The following is a 16,348-nucleotide window of genomic DNA, read 5'->3' as shown; positions in this document are numbered from 1 at the left end:
ACCCCGCCACTCGGACGGGGTTGTCTTCAAATATTGTTAGACTAACTTAAACGCTTTGCTTTCTGCGCCGCGCCATGAAACCGATCAATCCCAATCCAGCCAGCAGCATTGCATAGGTTTCGGGCTCGGGTACGGCGGTCACTTGATCGAAATTGATATTGTCGATACCCACATTCCAATCGTTATAACCGAAGCGGATCGATATAGGGCCATTATGCGTCAGCCCGGGTGTGAAAGTACTATGTGTTCCGCCCGACCCTAAGATTGTTACGGGTGAATAATCAACCAATATCGTATTACTGGTGCCATCCAGAATCCGCACTTGAGAATTAGGGTGATCGGTAACAGGGTAACCGGCCATATCAAAGCTGTTCAAGCGAATCGCCCAACCGGGTTCAGGCACCAGGGTGATTTCCGCGAAATGATCGCTACTGGTCACGCTAAAAGCTACTTTCGACAAATCGCCGTACCTATCATGCCAAAATCCAGATTATTGTAGGCCACCGTATCGGTGCTGATTTGCCATGTGCGGTATTCGGTCGTCACATTGGGCGTATAGCCGTTACCCATCAAATACGTTCCAACCGCGTCGCTTGCGGCGCTCACGTTATCGCCGTAGCTTCCGGGAATATCACCATAGTTCGGTATATCCGGGTCCAAATCGAAAGTCAGCACTGTAGCGTGAGCCGATGCGGCCAGTATTATTGTTGTGCCGAGGTGCACGCAATCTAACGATCACTCGTCTCATCATTAAAAAATAAAAAAGTTTTTTGCAAGATGCTCAGTATCAAATTTCACGGCAATAATGCGAAATAAATTATATATTCATCAAGTTACAAGCATGTAGGAAAAATTAACGCTGGTTTACCGGATGAACCACCATAAAAATAAGTGCCTTTCTATAATAAGTGTTAGAACAACAAGATAGCCATAGTTGATACTGCTTTTTTACCAGGATATTTGTCATTATTATGGGTACCCCCTACTTTCCGCCAATCCGTTGATCCCACCCGGCGTTCAGCGATCTCTGAATATTTGTGACCGCATCACATCGCATTTTTGAGTGTGTTATAGTGAAAACGGCATCGCATCACGCCACTCCTGTTAACGCTATGTGGAGGATCGAGATGAAGAAAAGTAAGCTTGATTTACGTGAAGCAATTGTTGATACGGCAATCGCCATCGCGGAACGTTCTAACTGGGAAGCGGTACGGTTGTTTGATGTAGCGGCGGAACTCGATATTACGCTGGATGAAATCCGGGTTCATTTCCGCGAAAAGGAAGATCTGGTCGATGCCTGGTTCGACCGGGCCGACAGCCAGATGCTACGGGCGGCGGAAACGGTTGAATTCATGTCGCTGCCGCCACGCGAACGCTTGCAGTTACTCACGATGGCTTGGCTGGATGCCTTGACCGCACACCGTAAGGTTACGCGGCAGATGATCGGCGCCAAGCTGGAGCCCGGTCACCTGCATATCCAGATTCCCGCCATCATGCGCGTCAGCCGCACCGTGCAATGGCTGCGCGAAGCCGCGCAACGCGATGCCACCTCGGTGCGCCGCGCGCTGGAGGAAACCGCGCTAACGACAATATACCTCGCGACTTTCGCCTACTGGATGCAGGATGACTCGGAAAATTCACAGAACACACGGGACTTTCTGGCGCACAAACTGAAGTATGCGGAATCCTTGGATCATCTGGTCTACAGGACATCGCATGAAGAAACCGTAGCCGACACCGCCACAGAAACACAATCCCCCCATGAAATCCCGGAATCGCTTGAATCCTCACCGTTGACCGAACCGGTAGTACATGAAAGGCATGCGAAATCCGGTTAAACCGTGGATCCCATCACGCATGCATTAAGTGGCGCCCTCCTGGCACGGGCTGCGGCGCCAGCCATGGCGCAACGGCAGCGCGAAGAAAGCGCTTTGCCGCGACCGCTATCGCCGTTCCACTGGAAAATCATCATCCGGCACGATGACAACTATCACCTCGCTAATGTGAGCTTATTACCATTCAGTCATCCGCAACACAATCAAACCACTTGGCTGCTCACCCGGATGGCTGCCGCTTATATCGCCCGGTTGCGGAAAATAACTGGCAGCTCCAGCAGCAATTCGGCGGCGATCCGGCAGAAATAAAGCTCGCCCGCGAAGCCTGGCTGCACCCCGCTTTTGCGCCCTTCCGGGCATTTGCCCAATTCCCGGTGCTGGAACGCATCGATATTTCGGAACAAGGACAGTGCGCTTGGTTCTACGATCTGCGCTTCAAATTCCCGGAATTACCGCCCTCTTTCCGCTACGGCGTATGCCGCCAGAACGGCCACACCGATTGGAAAATGATCCGGCAACGGGGATTTTCTATATCGACTGACAGCACAGCCACAAAGCGCACACGCACGCTGCATGCATGGCAACACAAACGGTACCATTCAGTTTATGATGTAGTAACCATCACATAAGGAGACCATCATGGCCAAAGGACAGCAACGCAAAACCAAGGAAGCGAAAAAACCTAAAAAGGAAGCACCGAAGTAATTAAGAAATCCAGGTCGTGAATTGAGAAAATTTTTGTTTCTTCATTCTTAATTCGCGATCTGATCGCTGCAACAAGTTATCCATCCAATACAATGTTCTTCGCCTTTGATACATCTCTATTAGATATCACTTCAACAGCGGATGATCTTTTGGCAGCTGTTTGGCATACCACAGGGTAAGCTTATGCCGCATGGTTTTCTCGGCGACTTGATCTTCCGGTAAGGGCTGCATAACTTTATCGTGTACCAGCAAGCGATAAATGTAGAGCAATTTCTCACTCGCCGAATCGGTCGCTTCAAATTGCACCACGCCCCGTCCTTCCGCATACTTCACGCCCGCAAGCATGGCTTCCTTGAATAAAGCAGCCTCATTTTTCAGTTTTTTCATGGCGACCCTCGTTAATGCCCGGTTGTCCGGTTCTGTTTTGTCTCCTTACACACTTGAAGCCACAGCCTTCCCCCACGAATCGCGCAACGTCACCGCGCGATTGAACACCGGCTTACCGGGTTTCATATCGAGCCGGTCGGCGACAAAATAGCCGTTACGCTCGAACTGGAAGCTTTGTTCCGGTTGCGCATCGCACAGCGATTGTTCCACATACGCGGTGATGATTTGTTTCGATCCGGGATTCAGTGCGGTTTTGTAGTCCTTGTCGCCGCTATCCGGATGGGGATCGGTAAACAAGCGGTCGTACAAGCGCACTTCCGCTACTTGCGCATGCTTGACCGAGAGCCAATGGATATTGCCTTTGACTTTGCGGCTATCCGCGCCGGGCGTTCCGCTTTTGGTATCGGGATCGTAAGTGCAGTGAATCGCTTCGATGTCACCTTGCGCATTTTTATCGATGCTGACGCATTTGACCAGATAGGCATAACGCAAACGCACTTCCGCGCCCGGCGACAGACGAAAATAGCCTTTGACCGGCGTTTCCATGAAATCGTCACGTTCGATGTACAGCACTTTGGAAAACGGGATCGTGCGTTTGCCCCATTCCGGTTTTTGCGGGTGATTCGGCGCAAAGCAGTCTTCTTGCTGATCTTCCGGGTAGTTATCGATGATCAGTTTGAGCGGCTTCAGAACGGCAACACGGCGCGGCGCATGTTCGTTTAAGTCCTCGCGCAGGCAATCTTCCAGCACGCTCATGTCGATCCAGGAATCCGCCTTGCTGATACCAATACGCTCGGCAAACAGGCGGATCGCACGCGGCGTAAAACCGCGGCGGCGCACACCAGCGAGGGTGCTCAGGCGCGGATCGTCCCAGCCGTCGACCAGTTTTTTCTCCACCAATTCAATCAGTTTGCGCTTGCTCATGACTGTGTAGGTCAGATTGAGCCGGGCAAATTCGATCTGTTGCGGGTGGCACGGCACTTTACCTACCAGTTGATCCAGTACCCAATCGTACAACGGGCGGTGATCTTCAAATTCCAACGTACACAGGGAGTGCGTGATGCGCTCCAGTGCGTCGGAAATACAATGCGTGTAATCGTACATCGGATAAATGCACCATTGATTGCCGGTGCGCTGGTGATGCACGTGACGGATGCGGTAAATCACCGGATCACGCATGTTGATGTTGGGCGACGCCATGTCGATCTTGGCGCGCAGCACGTATTGACCGTCGGCAAACTCACCGGCCTTCATACGGCGGAATAAATCCAGGCTTTCAGCGGCCGGGCGGTCACGATAGGGACTGTTCTTGCCGGGATGAATGAGTGTGCCGCGGTATTCGCGGATCTCATCGGCGGAAAGACTCTCGACGTAGGCTTTGTTCTGAGTGATCAAGTATTCGGCGAATTCGTACAGCTGATCGAAGTAATCGGACGAATAATACAGGTGCTTGCCCCAATCGAACCCCAGCCACGACACGCTGTCGCAAATGGAATCGACATATTCCTGCGCTTCCTTTTCCGGATTGGTATCGTCGAAACGCAAGTGACACACGCCACCGTAATCATGTGCAATACCGAAATTCAGGCAAATGCTCTTGGCGTGGCCGATGTGCAAATAGCCATTGGGCTCGGGCGGGAAACGCGTTTCCACACGTCCGTTCCATTTTCCGGAACGATTATCTTCGTCGATAATATTGCGGATAAAATTGGCCGGTGTTGCCTCAACAGATGAATTGGTTTCTGGTTTTTCTTTCAAAGCGGGTCTCTCGGTATGTGATTGATACGTTAAGGCGGAATGCTTGTCATTCCTTATAGGATGAGATTATAGCGGCGATTGGTTTAAAATCCATCATTCTTCGGTAAGCCGTGCTGGCTTCCGGTTTACTGCAAAAATACGCCAACCCGGCATAAAATAACGCATTCTATATTTGACTTTTGTTGATCCCTGACTTAAAATTCGCGGCTCTTTTTGAATACGCAGGACAGGTTTTTGTGAAAACATTTTCAGCCAAACCACACGAAGTAAATCATGACTGGTTTGTCATTGACGCGACCGGTAAAGTTTTAGGCCGCCTTGCTTCGCAGATTGCTTACCGTTTACGCGGTAAACACAAACCCATTTACACACCGCACGTTGATACCGGCGATTATATCGTTGTGGTCAATGCCGACAAATTGCGTGTCACGGGCAATAAAGCGGAAGATAAAATTTATTATCGCCATAGCGGCTATCCAGGCGGGATCTACGCAACCAATTTCAAGAAAATGCACGCGCGTTTTCCAACCCGTCCGCTTGAGAAGGCTGTCAAAGGCATGTTACCTAAAGGACCACTGGGTTATGCGATGCTAAAGAAATTGAAAATATATGCTGGCGATACGCATCCACATGCCGCTCAACAACCAAAACCACTTGAAATTAGAGCATAATATCTATGGCTACTCAATATAATTATGGTACTGGCCGGCGTAAAAGCGCTGTTGCCCGTGTTTTTATTAAACCGGGAAAAGGCGCGATTATCATCAACGATAAACCGATTGATGTTTACTTCTCTCGCGAAACAGGCCGCATGATCGCAAGACAACCGCTGGAACTTACAAATAATGCCAATACTTTTGATATTATGGTAAACATTCATGGCGGCGGCGAATCCGGTCAGGCTGGTGCAGTACGTCATGGCATTACGCGTGCACTGATTGACTATGATTCAGCTTTAAAATCTGTACTCAGTAAAGCAGGACTGGTTACCCGCGATGCACGTGAAGTAGAAAGGAAAAAAGTAGGCTTGCGGAAAGCCCGGCGACGCAAACAATTCTCTAAACGATAATTTTTTATCGCAGGAATTATCAAAAAGCCGCCTCTTTCCGGGCGGCTTTTTTATTGGATAGCAAATAAGTAAAACCTATAGCGAAGAAATATCACAGGAGTTACGATGATCAATGTCGGCATTGTCGGTGGAACCGGTTACACAGGCGTAGAGTTATTGCGCTTACTGGCGCAACATCCCAAAGTGAAAATCAAAGCGATTACATCGCGCAGCGAAGCGGGCATGAATGTGGCGGAATTATTCACCAATCTGCGCGGACATATCGACCTCAAATTCAGCGATCCTGCTGACGCCAAACTCACCAAGTGCGATGTGGTTTTTTTTGCCACACCGAATGGCATTGCCATGCAGCAAGCGGAATCCCTGTTGAAAGCGGATGTAAAAGTCATCGATCTGGCGGCTGATTTTCGTATCAAGGATGTCGCAGAATGGGAAAAATGGTATGGCATGCAGCATGCTTGTCCTAATCTGGTTGCCGAGGCTGTATACGGCTTACCGGAAATTAATCGCGAGCAAGTCAAGAATGCCCGTCTGATCGCCAATCCGGGTTGTTATCCAACCGCCGTGCAACTGGGCTTCCTGCCGCTGATCGAGGCTGGTGTGATCGATATCAAACATCTGATCGCCGATGTCAAATCCGGCGTTTCCGGCGCCGGACGAAAAGCCGAGGTACATACCCTGCACGCCGAAGCATCGGATAATTTCAAAGCTTACGGTGTTCCGGGGCACCGGCATCTGCCGGAGATTAAACAAGGTCTTTCCAATATAGCCAAGAAACCGGTCGGTTTGACGTTTGTTCCGCATCTGGTCCCGATGATTCGCGGCATTCATGCAACGCTCTACGCCAAGCTGACCAAACAGGTGGATTTGCAAACGCTGTACGAGAAACGTTACCAGAATGAAGCTTTTGTCGATGTGCTGCCCGCCGGTAAACATCCGGAAACCCGCTCCGTGCGCGGTTCCAACCTTTGCCGCATCGCCGTGCACCAACCGCAAAACAGCGATACTGTCGTGATCCTATCGGTAACCGATAATCTAGTCAAAGGTGCGGCAGGGCAAGCGATACAAAATATGAACATCCTATTCGGCTTACCCGAAACCCTCGGCATCAATCAGGTTCCGCTCCTGCCTTGACAATGCTGAATACTCCGGTGTTCGCGCATAAATCGAATTTGCATCGGCGAGGCGCTTAACGGTGTTCAGGCTTTTCCAGAAAAAACCGCAGATCCTCTCCCAGCGTGTTGTCGTGCGGCCGCACCGTTCATGGCAATTTTATTTAGCAGTCACTGCAATAATCTGCTCCTTACTGACCGCGCTCTCTTGGGGCATGTACGAAGCAGGCCGGCACTCTGTGGATGAGCTGGACGATAGGACTGAGGAAAAAACGTCGTATCTATTTGATCCAGGCAGTTGCCGGCAAACCAAGAAACAAAAATTGTGCACGCAAATCGGCGATTTGATTCAACAAGTGCAAATCAGCAATACCGCTAACGAAAATCTCGCCGAAGAAGTAAAGTCACTCGCTGCCGAAAATGATCATCTCAAGGAAAAGCTGGAGTTTTTCCACAATCTTGTCGCCAACAATACAAAAAGCGGTATTTCCATTTATCAATTCAGCCTGAAAGAAACGCAAACACCGGGTCAGTACCGCTACGCGCTAACACTCATTCAGGGCGGAGAGAGACCGAATGATTTCAAGGGAAGCTTAAGGTTCAAAGTAAAATTGCTGCAGAAGGATAAAAGTAAAGTAATACCGCTAGTCAACAAGAATTCCAAGCAAGATTTTCCGGTCAGTTTCAAGTTCATTCATCGGCTGGAAGAGCATTTTCAGGTATCACCGGACACCAGCGTGGAAAACATTCAAGTACAAATTTACAAAAATGGCGACAAAAAACCTATCGCTACTGAAACTGTCCAACCAGCATCGTGAAGGAGAAAGAATATGTTCGGTAGAAAAAAGAAAAACCAGCTCCATCATCATATCGATACCTTGATTGGCGCTAACACAAATATCTCAGGCGATATTCATTTTACCGGCGGCCTGCGGATTGACGGACATATTACCGGCAATGTCATTGCAACCGATGATGAGAACAGCACCTTGGTTCTCAGTACCGAAGGCCGCATCGAAGGAAAAATAAAGGCCGCTAATGTTGTCATCAACGGTACGGTAGTTGGCCCCATCGATGCATCAGGCTATTTGGAGTTACAGGAAAAAGCGAAAGTACATGGCGATGTGCAGTACGGTTCGATAGAGATCCAGCTCGGTGCTTCCGTTGACGGAAAAATGCTGCATCACAACAAACCAGAATCCGGAAATGCGCAGCAACCCGAGAAAATGATAACATTATTGCCACCCTCGGCCGGTCAGGCGCACATAGCGGTAGAAAAGGAAGCATCATAGCCAGCAAGCCGCCGGATGTTTGCTATACTGAAAAAATTATGAGGATAAACAAATATGAGCACTGAAAATCACACCCCGCTTTTATTTACTGAAAATGCGGCTTTTAAAGTCAAACAATTGATTGACGAAGAAGGCAACAATAATCTTAAACTCAGGGTCTTTGTCAGCGGCGGCGGCTGCTCGGGCTTTCAGTATGGTTTTACTTTTGATGAAACCATCAACGAAGATGACACCATCATGGAGAAAAACGGCGTCAAACTGCTGGTCGATCCGATGAGTTTTCAGTACCTGATCGGCGCCGAAATTGATTACCAGGAAAATATAAAAGGCGCTCAGTTCGTTATCAAAAACCCTGGCGCTAGCAGCACATGTGGTTGCGGCTCGTCGTTCTCGGTATGAATTTCACGCGGCAGTGTTAATCGAGCCGCCCTTTAGGCGGGATAGATCGCGCCTAAAATCCTATTTCCTTTAGCGCCGGTCACTTCCGCCAAACTACCCGCTTTCCGTACAATAGTCTGATGCGCCAGCCAGGCGAATGCAAAAGCTTCCACCCAATCGGCCGCGACACCCAGCTGATCGGTCAACGCCACAATTTTTCCCGGCATGCTTGCGGTCAGGCGATCAACCAGCGCCGTATTATGTGCCCCGCCGCCACACAAATAGATTTCTTCAGCCGCCGGGCAATGTTCTTCAATCGACCACGCAATCGTCGTTGCCGTCAATTGCAGCAAAGTGGCCTGTACATCGCGCGGCGCTTCGTCACCGCATAGCTTTTGTTCCAGCCAATGCAGATTAAACAGATCCCTGCCGGTGCTTTTGGGCGGTTTGCGGGCAAAAAAATCCTCGGATAAGAAGCGCTCCAGCAACGCCGGGATGATGCGCCCGCTAGCCGCCCATTGCCCGTCTTTGTCATACGTATTTCCGGTATGACGCGAGCACCAGGCATCAATTAATAAATTGCCGGGGCCGCAATCGAAACCACTGACAGACTGATGATGATCAAGGCGAGTGATGTTCGCGATGCCGCCAATATTGACGATGACGCGATGATGACCGGCATGTTTAAAAACAGCATGATGAAACGCCGGAACCAATGGCGCACCCTGCCCGCCCGCCGCAATATCCCGGCTTCTGAAATCCGCAACAACGGTAATTTGTGTCAGTTCCGCCAGCAAAGCGGCGTTGATGAGCTGGATGGTGTAATTTTTACCGGCATCGGGACAATGCCGGATCGTTTGACCATGACACCCGATGGCAGTAATTTGCCGCGCTGCGATGCCGGTGTTTTCCAATACTCCCGCAGTGGCTTGTGCATACAGGGAGGACAGTTGGTTACTGAGAATAGCCGCACGATTCAGTTCATCGTGACCGGGTTGATGCAGCGCCAATAGCTGCTCGCGCAATACGTCATCGTACGGACAAAAAAATGTTCGCAGCAGCACCGGTGCGGCCGCACTGAAGTCAACCAGAGCGGTATCCACACCGTCCAGACTGGTGCCAGACATGATTCCGATATAGTAAGCGGATTCCAAACGATTTTTCGATGCTTAAAGCAGAGTTGATGACGGCGGTGTTAGGTCAAAACCGCCGTCCGTGATGATCAGCCGGAATTATTCCAATACAGCGAGATGAATATTACGCATGATGTTCAAACGTGCAACCAGCGCATGGGTTTCCTTCTGGAAAGTATTCAAATCCCGTTTTGCAATCGGCGGGGCCGATGGCAGCACCACGTTGGTTGGATCGCGCTGCACACCGTCGATACGTAACTCGTAATGCAAGTGCGGGCCGGTCGCCATGCCGGTCGAGCCGACATAACCGATCACGTCTCCCTGGCTGATACGCTTACCTTTACTCATCCCACTGGCAAATCGTGATAAATGGCCATACGCGGTTTCGTATTTACCGTTATGTTTCAGCACAACCAAATTGCCGTATCCTTTTTGCGAACCAGAAAACGCCACGATCCCGCTGGCTGTCGCTTTAACCGGCGTACCGGTCGGCGCGGCATAATCTATGCCTCTATGGGCGCGCCATTCTTTCAGAATGGGATGAAAACGCGCATTGGTAAAACCGGAACTGACGCGCGAAAAAGTAAGCGGCGAAAGCAGGAATGCTTTACGTAAACTTTCCCCTGCCGGAGTGTAATATCCGTCCGCGCCATTGAATGCTTTAAAGTATATCGCTTGATGCGATTTGCCTTTATTGACAAACTCAGCCGCTAAAACACGGCCGGTTTTGGCGCGCTTGCCATTGTCATTGGCGAATGTTTCATAGACGACGGTAAAACGGTCGCCTTGGCGTAAATCACGGTAAAAATCGATTTCCGATGCAAAAATTTCAGTCAATTGCATCGCGATGTTATTGGGTATGCCTGCATTATCGGTTGCCGCAAACAGTGAGCTGTTAATTTCGCCGGACTTCATATGAACCCGCGTATCCAGCTCGACCGATTGTTCGGTCATTTTGAATGCATCATCTGTTTTTTCCATCAAAAACAGCTCTTCGTTACCGAAGAAATAGCGCAACGTTAACAACTCGCCGTCTGCCGTCGTTTGCGCATAAACGGTTTGTCCCGGTTTCAATTGACGCATCGCGCGGCTTCCACGCGCAGCCTGCAGAAAATCCGTTGAATCCTGATTACTCACGTCCAAGCGGTTCAATATCGCTGCAATCGTATCACCCCGGCGGATATTTTCCTGGCGCCAGAAGGTTTGATTCGCTTGAGTCTCAGCAATAGCCTCTGGAATGGATATATCCAGAATGACTTCTTCGACTTGAATCTCTTCAAATGAGGGGGAATTAGGTGCAATACCGAATGCAGTGACTATACCGAACAATGGTATGCTGGATAAAGCTACCAGCCAGCGAATTGATTTTTTTGTTAGTTTTGATGATTTTTGAGCTAGAATCCCTTGTTTATTGCTAATAGGCGTATATAGCATCTATGAAGTACCTCCAGTCATTTGTATCATTTTTGCAAACAGGCGCGAGTCTAACACGAAAATAGTTAATTTGTACTAGGAAACAACTAATATTGTACTAATAAACTCTCTCTAATTACACAAATTTTAATAAGAATCATTAATTTAGCAATATCGTGAAAAAATCAATATTATCTGATCTTGAAATTATAAAACGCGGCAGTCACGAACTATTAGTGGAAACAGAGCTGGAAAGTAAGCTTATTTCTGGAAATCCGCTCCGGGTTAAAGCAGGATTCGACCCGACAGCCCCAGATTTGCACCTCGGACACACGGTTTTACTGAATAAATTGCGTCAGTTACAGGATATGGGACATCATATTCTGTTCCTGATCGGCGATTTCACCGGCATGATCGGTGACCCCAGTGGAAAGAACAGCACCCGCCCGCCCCTGACACGGGAACAGGTCGCGGAAAATGCCCAATCCTATACCACACAGGTTTTCAAAATACTGAAACAGGAACAGACCGAGGTCGTTTTCAACTCCACCTGGATGGATAAGCTGAACGCCGCCGATCTGATCAAACTCGCCGCAACGCATACCGTCGCACGCATGCTGGAACGGGATGATTTCGATAAACGCTACCGCAACAACCAGCCCATCGCCATTCATGAATTTCTCTACCCTTTGATACAAGGATACGATTCCGTCGCACTGAAAGCGGATCTGGAGTTAGGCGGCACCGATCAAAAATTCAACCTGCTGATGGGGCGGGAATTACAAAGGCATTTCGGCCAGCCACAGCAATGTATTCTCATGATGCCGCTGCTGGAAGGACTCGATGGCGTCAATAAAATGTCCAAGTCGCTGAATAATTATGTCGGTATCACAGAGAGTCCGAAAGAAATCTTCGGTAAGCTGATGTCGGTATCGGATCAATTGATGTGGCGCTATCTGGAGCTGCTTTCTTTTGAATCGCTGCAAACTATCCGGACATGGCGCGAAGAAGTCGAAAATGGCCGCAATCCCCGCGACATCAAGGTCAAGCTCGCACAGGAAATCGTCGCACGCTTTCATAGCCAGCAAGCTGCCGAAGAAGCACTGGCCGATTTTGAAGCACGCTTTCGACACGGCGCGTTGCCCGACGAAATACCGGAAAAAATCATCCCAACCACGGATGGAGAAATTCCCCTGGTGCAATTATTAAAACAAGCCGGATTGACTGCCAGCACCAGCGAAGCGCTGCGCATGATCGAGCAAGGCGCAGTCAAATTGGATGGTGAAAAAGTGGAAGATAAATCCACCAAAATTAAACGGGGAGAATCCGTCGTTATTCAGGTCGGCAAACGAAAATTCGCCAAAGCCATCATTCAGTAACTCACCGGCTGCGAATAATTTGCATGCTCGGGAAGAACCCGCTATACTGCGCGGCCTAAGTTGATCGGAATCTCTGATTCGATCAACTTTCCTGGTCTCATCGTTCCTGGCCTCTCCTAAATTTTTCAAGTTTTTCCGGAAAATGTGCAACAACTTTGGTTAGCGGCGATGCTTTATTAATGCGCTTGCAAGGTTATGCACCATCACCATTTTGGCAATGTTTTCTTGCCCGCGCGTTCTATTTCACTTTTTTAGGAAATCAACGTGTCTTTTGAAGATTTAAATCTACACTCTGCTATTATCAAAGCCATTAGCGAAGCGGGATATACCGCTCCGACCCCGATTCAGAAACAAGCGATTCCAGAATTAATCGCCGGTCACGATGTGATGGCCAGCGCACAAACCGGAACCGGTAAAACCGCCGCCTTCATGCTACCGGCATTGCATCTGCTGGCAACACCATCGGAAGCGCGCAGCCGCGGACCGCGCATTTTGGTATTGACACCAACCCGCGAACTGGCATTGCAAGTTTCCGAAGCAGCCAAGAAATATGGCAAATATCTGCCGCGTATCAATGTGGTCAGCATCCTGGGCGGCATGCCGTATCCCTTGCAAAACAAACTGTTGTCACAACCCGTTGATATTCTGGTCGCCACCCCAGGCCGGTTGATCGATCACATCCAACGTGGCCGTATCGATTTCAAACGCTTGCAAATGCTCGTGCTCGACGAAGCCGACCGCATGCTGGATATGGGTTTCATCGACGATGTCGAAACCATTGCAGCCGCAACACCGGACACACGCCAGACCTTGCTGTTCTCCGCCACACTCGACAATGCCATCGATAAAGTTGCGACAAAACTATTGAAAACGCCAAAACGTATTCAAGTAGCCTCGCAAAAAGCCAAACTCGATAACATCGAACAACGGTTACATTATGCCGATGACATGTCGCACAAGAACCGCCTGTTGGATCATGTGCTGCGCGACGAGAAAGTGAAACAAGCCATCGTTTTCACAGCGACCAAACGCGATGCGGATACCTTGGCCGATAACTTATATGCGCAAGGCTTTTCAGCAGCGGCATTACACGGCGATATGAATCAACGCGAACGTACCCGCACATTGACCCGGTTGCGTAACGGCGGCTTGCAAGTGCTCGTGGCAACCGATGTCGCTGCGCGCGGTATCGACGTGGCTGACATCACGCACGTGATTAATTTCGATCTCCCAAAATTCGCCGAAGATTATGTGCACCGCATTGGCCGTACAGGCCGCGCAGGTGCAGCCGGCATTGCCGTTTCGTTCGCGTCCAATAAGGATAGCGCACACTTATCGAAAATCGAACGCTACACCGGCCAGCGCATCGCGTCGCACATCATTCCCGGCCTGGAACCACGCGTCAAACCGCGTTTCCAGAGTAATGGCCCGAAAAGCGCGCCGAGTGTGGCACAAAAACGTAAACGCTCGCCTTTCTCAGACCAAGACGCTCGCCCCGCCTTCGGCGCCGCCAACGAATCAGGCAGACCCCGCAGCGGACAACGCGGCCGTCCATTCGATCAGGAAAACCGTGGCAATTCTTTCCGCAGTAATAGCGGCAACAAAGCAGGCTTTCAGGCTGCACGCACAAAGTAAGCACTTCTAAAATCCTTTGCTCCGCAATAGCGGGGCAAAGCGATCCATCACATCGCATTTTCCCAACGCCAACACGCATTCGTTAACATAACTTCACTGCCTCTCGTTTCCGCAACACCCGCACAATCCCATAAGCCGCAAACGCAGCAACCAAATGCTTGAGCGTATGCCCGCTGATCCAACCGTTTGTCCAGGCAAAAATTTGCGCATCCAGCATTTCAAATACTTTTGCGGCCGCGTAGAGCGCAATGATCTGATAGATGCCGTTACCATGCGTGTAACGCGATGGAAAACGTAGACTGATCCATACAATCAGCAGGATCGAATAAAACTGCATCACAATATAAAAATTCAGGTTGCCTGCGCCTTGCTGCTCCGTCCAGTACCAATACAACACGCTCAGCACGGCCAGCACAACGAGCAGCGGTAAAGCCCAAAGACCGGCGTCCCGGCTTATGCGCTCAACCAGTGTGGCCGATAACAGGGCGGTTATGGCGATGACGATGGGCAGGCGATCCCATAGCAAGTGATCGATATCCGGTGTCCAGTGGTAGTAAATGGACCCGAAAGCGACGGAGGCGATAGCTGAAAACAGCACCCAATACGGCAAACTTTCCCTGCGATCTTGAAACGTGGTTTGCGCGGGATCTTGATGCACGCTCCACAGAAATATCAAACCGGCGGTGCCACTGAACAGAAAAGCCAGATTGGAGGCCACATCATTGAAATTCGGAATGCCGAGAAAACCACGTTGATCGGCGAAATGATGGTAACCGGCAGGCTGCGCAAACGGCGCCAGCAACAGGGCGGCCACGATGATCAGAGTCGAAATTCCCGTCAGTATCCAAATGTGCCGGTTCATGGGTTTATGTGCACGGAAATTTTCAACGGCGGCTAATGCATGTGCGCGACCGCATCCCTGATGCGCGCCACCGGAATGATGTTCATACCGGCAATCGCTTGTTTGGGCTTGTTGGCCAGCGGAATAATCGCCTGTTTGAAACCCAGTTTCGCGGCTTCTTTCAATCGCTCCTGTCCGCGCTGCACGGGGCGGATTTCACCGGCCAGGCCGACTTCGCCGATGACGATCATTTTTTCCGCCAGCGGTTTGTTTTTCAGCGACGACACTACCGCCAGCAGAATCGCCAGATCGGCACCCGGTTCGGTGATTTTGACACCGCCCACGGCATTGACGAACACATCCTGGTCATAGCACGGAATCCCGGCATGACGATGCAACACCGCCAGCAGCATTGCCAAGCGGTTTTGTTCCAACCCGACGCATAATCGCCGCGGACTGGGCGAACGCGCTTCATCGACCAAGGCCTGAATCTCCACCAGCAGCGGGCGTGTGCCTTCTTGCGTAACCATGATGCACGATCCCGGTACTTGCGTGTCGTGATGCGACAGAAATAACGCGGAAGGATTTTTCACTTCGCGCAAGCCTTTCTCGCTCATCGAGAACACACCCAATTCATTGACCGCGCCAAAACGATTCTTGAACGCACGGATCATGCGGAAACTGGAGTGCATATCGCCTTCGAAATACAGCACGGTATCGACCATATGTTCCAGCACGCGCGGACCGGCCAGCGCGCCCTCCTTGGTGACATGACCAACCAGAATGATGCAGGTGCCGCTCGATTTCGCCAGACGCGTCAATTGCGCCGCGCATTCGCGCACCTGCGCGACCGAACCCGGCGCGGATTGCAGCGCTTCGGAATAAACCGTTTGGATCGAATCGATCACCGCCACCGACGGTTTACGTTCAGCCAGCACCGCTTGGATTTTTTCCAGTTGAATCTCGGCATACAAATTGACTGACCGCACATCGAGCGCCAGACGTTTGGCTCGCAATGCGACTTGCTGCGCCGATTCTTCGCCGCTGACATACAACACGGAATGCTGCGCCGACATGAATGACAGCGCTTGCAGCAGCAACGTCGATTTACCGATGCCCGGATCGCCGCCCAGCAACACCACCCCGCCCTGCACCATGCCACCGCCGAGCACCCGGTCCAATTCCTCGATGCCGGTCGGATAACGCGGTTCTTCGCGCGCTTCGATGGTGCTTAAATTCTGCACCTGCCCGGTTTCGGATACCGGACTGAAGCGCGACACGGATTTTTCCGCGATGGTTTCGATCAGTGTATTCCAGGCTTGGCAATGCGGACACTGGCCTTGCCATTTCAACGTTTGGCCGCCACATTCGGTGCAGGAATAAATGGTTTTTGATTTGGCCATTTAAAAGC

At 50.5% G+C, this 16,348-nt stretch carries 18 protein-coding genes and 1 pseudogene; 11 read left to right on the top strand and 8 right to left on the bottom strand.

All coding sequences use genetic code 11. The features are described from left to right. Positions 1-46: 46 nt before the first annotated feature. Positions 47-142: pseudogene (locus R2103_RS03050) on the bottom strand (FxDxF family PEP-CTERM protein); the annotation flags it as partial. 305 nt (positions 143-447) lie between these two features. Next, complete coding sequence (locus R2103_RS03045; protein WP_317530064.1) at positions 448-675, bottom strand: hypothetical protein; 228 nt, start codon at positions 673-675, stop codon at positions 448-450. Between the two features lie 452 nt (positions 676-1,127). On the opposite strand from R2103_RS03045, the gene R2103_RS03040 reads away from it, so the two are divergent. From R2103_RS03040 to R2103_RS03030, 3 genes are read left to right on the top strand one after another with little or no spacing between them, the layout of a single operon-like run. Then, positions 1,128-1,838 carry a TetR/AcrR family transcriptional regulator gene (locus R2103_RS03040; protein WP_317530063.1) on the top strand — a complete coding sequence of 237 codons (711 nt, stop codon included), beginning with the start codon at positions 1,128-1,130 and terminating at the stop codon, positions 1,836-1,838. 3 nt (positions 1,839-1,841) lie between these two features. Then, positions 1,842-2,144 carry a hypothetical protein gene (locus R2103_RS03035; protein ID WP_317530062.1) on the top strand — a complete coding sequence of 101 codons (303 nt, stop codon included), beginning with the start codon at positions 1,842-1,844 and terminating at the stop codon, positions 2,142-2,144. Beyond that, positions 2,048-2,464, top strand: a complete 417-nt coding sequence (locus tag R2103_RS03030) for a hypothetical protein (RefSeq protein ID WP_317530061.1) — start codon at positions 2,048-2,050, stop codon at positions 2,462-2,464. The genes R2103_RS03035 and R2103_RS03030 overlap by 97 nt, the downstream gene beginning before the upstream one ends. Positions 2,465-2,666: 202 nt before the next feature. On the opposite strand, the gene R2103_RS03025 is transcribed toward R2103_RS03030, so the two are convergent. Next, the gene (locus R2103_RS03025; protein ID WP_108697314.1) at positions 2,667-2,927 is read right to left on the bottom strand and encodes a DUF5062 family protein; all 261 of its coding nucleotides are present in this window, start codon (positions 2,925-2,927) and stop codon (positions 2,667-2,669) included. 45 nt (positions 2,928-2,972) lie between these two features. Continuing rightward, on the bottom strand, positions 2,973-4,685 hold the full coding sequence (locus R2103_RS03020) for a glutamine--tRNA ligase/YqeY domain fusion protein (protein ID WP_317530060.1): 1,713 nt from the start codon (positions 4,683-4,685) through the stop codon (positions 2,973-2,975). A 236-nt stretch (positions 4,686-4,921) separates the two neighbouring features. On the opposite strand from R2103_RS03020, the gene rplM reads away from it, so the two are divergent. From rplM to erpA, 6 genes are all read left to right on the top strand, one after another. Beyond that, positions 4,922-5,356 carry a 50S ribosomal protein L13 gene (rplM, locus tag R2103_RS03015; RefSeq protein WP_292985927.1) on the top strand — a complete coding sequence of 145 codons (435 nt, stop codon included), beginning with the start codon at positions 4,922-4,924 and terminating at the stop codon, positions 5,354-5,356. Between the two features lie 5 nt (positions 5,357-5,361). Then, positions 5,362-5,754: a 30S ribosomal protein S9 gene (gene rpsI, locus R2103_RS03010; RefSeq protein WP_292983454.1), complete on the top strand. Its 393-nt coding sequence runs from the start codon at positions 5,362-5,364 to the stop codon at positions 5,752-5,754. 105 nt (positions 5,755-5,859) lie between these two features. Continuing rightward, positions 5,860-6,888, top strand: coding sequence for an N-acetyl-gamma-glutamyl-phosphate reductase (gene argC, locus R2103_RS03005; RefSeq protein ID WP_317530059.1), 1,029 nt, complete (start codon positions 5,860-5,862; stop codon positions 6,886-6,888). A 61-nt stretch (positions 6,889-6,949) separates the two neighbouring features. Continuing rightward, positions 6,950-7,684, top strand: a complete 735-nt coding sequence (locus tag R2103_RS03000) for a DUF6776 family protein (RefSeq protein ID WP_317530058.1) — start codon at positions 6,950-6,952, stop codon at positions 7,682-7,684. 12 nt (positions 7,685-7,696) lie between these two features. Further along, positions 7,697-8,158, top strand: coding sequence for a polymer-forming cytoskeletal protein (locus tag R2103_RS02995; protein WP_317530057.1), 462 nt, complete (start codon positions 7,697-7,699; stop codon positions 8,156-8,158). 54 nt (positions 8,159-8,212) lie between these two features. After that, positions 8,213-8,557, top strand: coding sequence for an iron-sulfur cluster insertion protein ErpA (gene erpA, locus R2103_RS02990; protein WP_090317411.1), 345 nt, complete (start codon positions 8,213-8,215; stop codon positions 8,555-8,557). Positions 8,558-8,589: 32 nt separating this feature from the next. Here the strand turns inward: erpA and R2103_RS02985 are convergent, their stop codons facing one another. After that, positions 8,590-9,690, bottom strand: coding sequence for an anhydro-N-acetylmuramic acid kinase (locus R2103_RS02985; protein ID WP_317530056.1), 1,101 nt, complete (start codon positions 9,688-9,690; stop codon positions 8,590-8,592). 78 nt (positions 9,691-9,768) lie between these two features. Then, a complete protein-coding gene (locus R2103_RS02980; RefSeq protein WP_317530055.1) occupies positions 9,769-10,998 on the bottom strand; it encodes a M23 family metallopeptidase in 1,230 nt (409 codons plus the stop codon). Positions 10,999-11,258: 260 nt separating this feature from the next. On the opposite strand from R2103_RS02980, the gene tyrS reads away from it, so the two are divergent. Next, positions 11,259-12,461 carry a tyrosine--tRNA ligase gene (tyrS, locus tag R2103_RS02975; RefSeq protein WP_121165659.1) on the top strand — a complete coding sequence of 401 codons (1,203 nt, stop codon included), beginning with the start codon at positions 11,259-11,261 and terminating at the stop codon, positions 12,459-12,461. Between the two features lie 264 nt (positions 12,462-12,725). Continuing rightward, complete coding sequence (locus R2103_RS02970; RefSeq protein ID WP_317530054.1) at positions 12,726-14,096, top strand: DEAD/DEAH box helicase; 1,371 nt, start codon at positions 12,726-12,728, stop codon at positions 14,094-14,096. A gap of 82 nt (positions 14,097-14,178) precedes the next feature. Here R2103_RS02970 and R2103_RS02965 read toward each other — a convergent pair whose 3' ends face one another. Both R2103_RS02965 and radA read right to left on the bottom strand, forming a co-directional pair. Further along, positions 14,179-14,958 carry a ceramidase domain-containing protein gene (locus R2103_RS02965; RefSeq protein ID WP_317530053.1) on the bottom strand — a complete coding sequence of 260 codons (780 nt, stop codon included), beginning with the start codon at positions 14,956-14,958 and terminating at the stop codon, positions 14,179-14,181. Between the two features lie 32 nt (positions 14,959-14,990). Beyond that, a complete protein-coding gene (gene radA, locus R2103_RS02960) occupies positions 14,991-16,340 on the bottom strand; it encodes a DNA repair protein RadA (RefSeq protein ID WP_317530052.1) in 1,350 nt (449 codons plus the stop codon). Positions 16,341-16,348: the final 8 nt, after the last annotated feature.

The organism is Nitrosomonas sp. Is24 (assembly GCF_033063335.1).
Taxonomy (GTDB): Bacteria; Pseudomonadota; Gammaproteobacteria; order Burkholderiales; family Nitrosomonadaceae; genus Nitrosomonas.
The sequence above is the reverse complement of the archived record's forward strand: the minus strand, read 5'-3'. Positions and strand labels throughout refer to the sequence as shown.

Bases quoted from the DNA above. Each gene is read 5' to 3' on its own strand.
- R2103_RS03040 (WP_317530063.1), top strand. From the start codon at position 1,128: ATGAAGAAAAGTAAGCTTGATTTACGTGAAGCAATTGTTGATACGGCA.
- R2103_RS03025 (WP_108697314.1), bottom strand. From the start codon at position 2,927: ATGAAAAAACTGAAAAATGAGGCTGCTTTATTCAAGGAAGCCATGCTT.
- rpsI (WP_292983454.1), top strand. From the start codon at position 5,362: ATGGCTACTCAATATAATTATGGTACTGGCCGGCGTAAAAGCGCTGTT.
- argC (WP_317530059.1), top strand. From the start codon at position 5,860: ATGATCAATGTCGGCATTGTCGGTGGAACCGGTTACACAGGCGTAGAG.
- R2103_RS02995 (WP_317530057.1), top strand. From the start codon at position 7,697: ATGTTCGGTAGAAAAAAGAAAAACCAGCTCCATCATCATATCGATACC.
- erpA (WP_090317411.1), top strand. From the start codon at position 8,213: ATGAGCACTGAAAATCACACCCCGCTTTTATTTACTGAAAATGCGGCT.
- R2103_RS02965 (WP_317530053.1), bottom strand. From the start codon at position 14,958: ATGAACCGGCACATTTGGATACTGACGGGAATTTCGACTCTGATCATC.
- radA (WP_317530052.1), bottom strand. From the start codon at position 16,340: ATGGCCAAATCAAAAACCATTTATTCCTGCACCGAATGTGGCGGCCAA.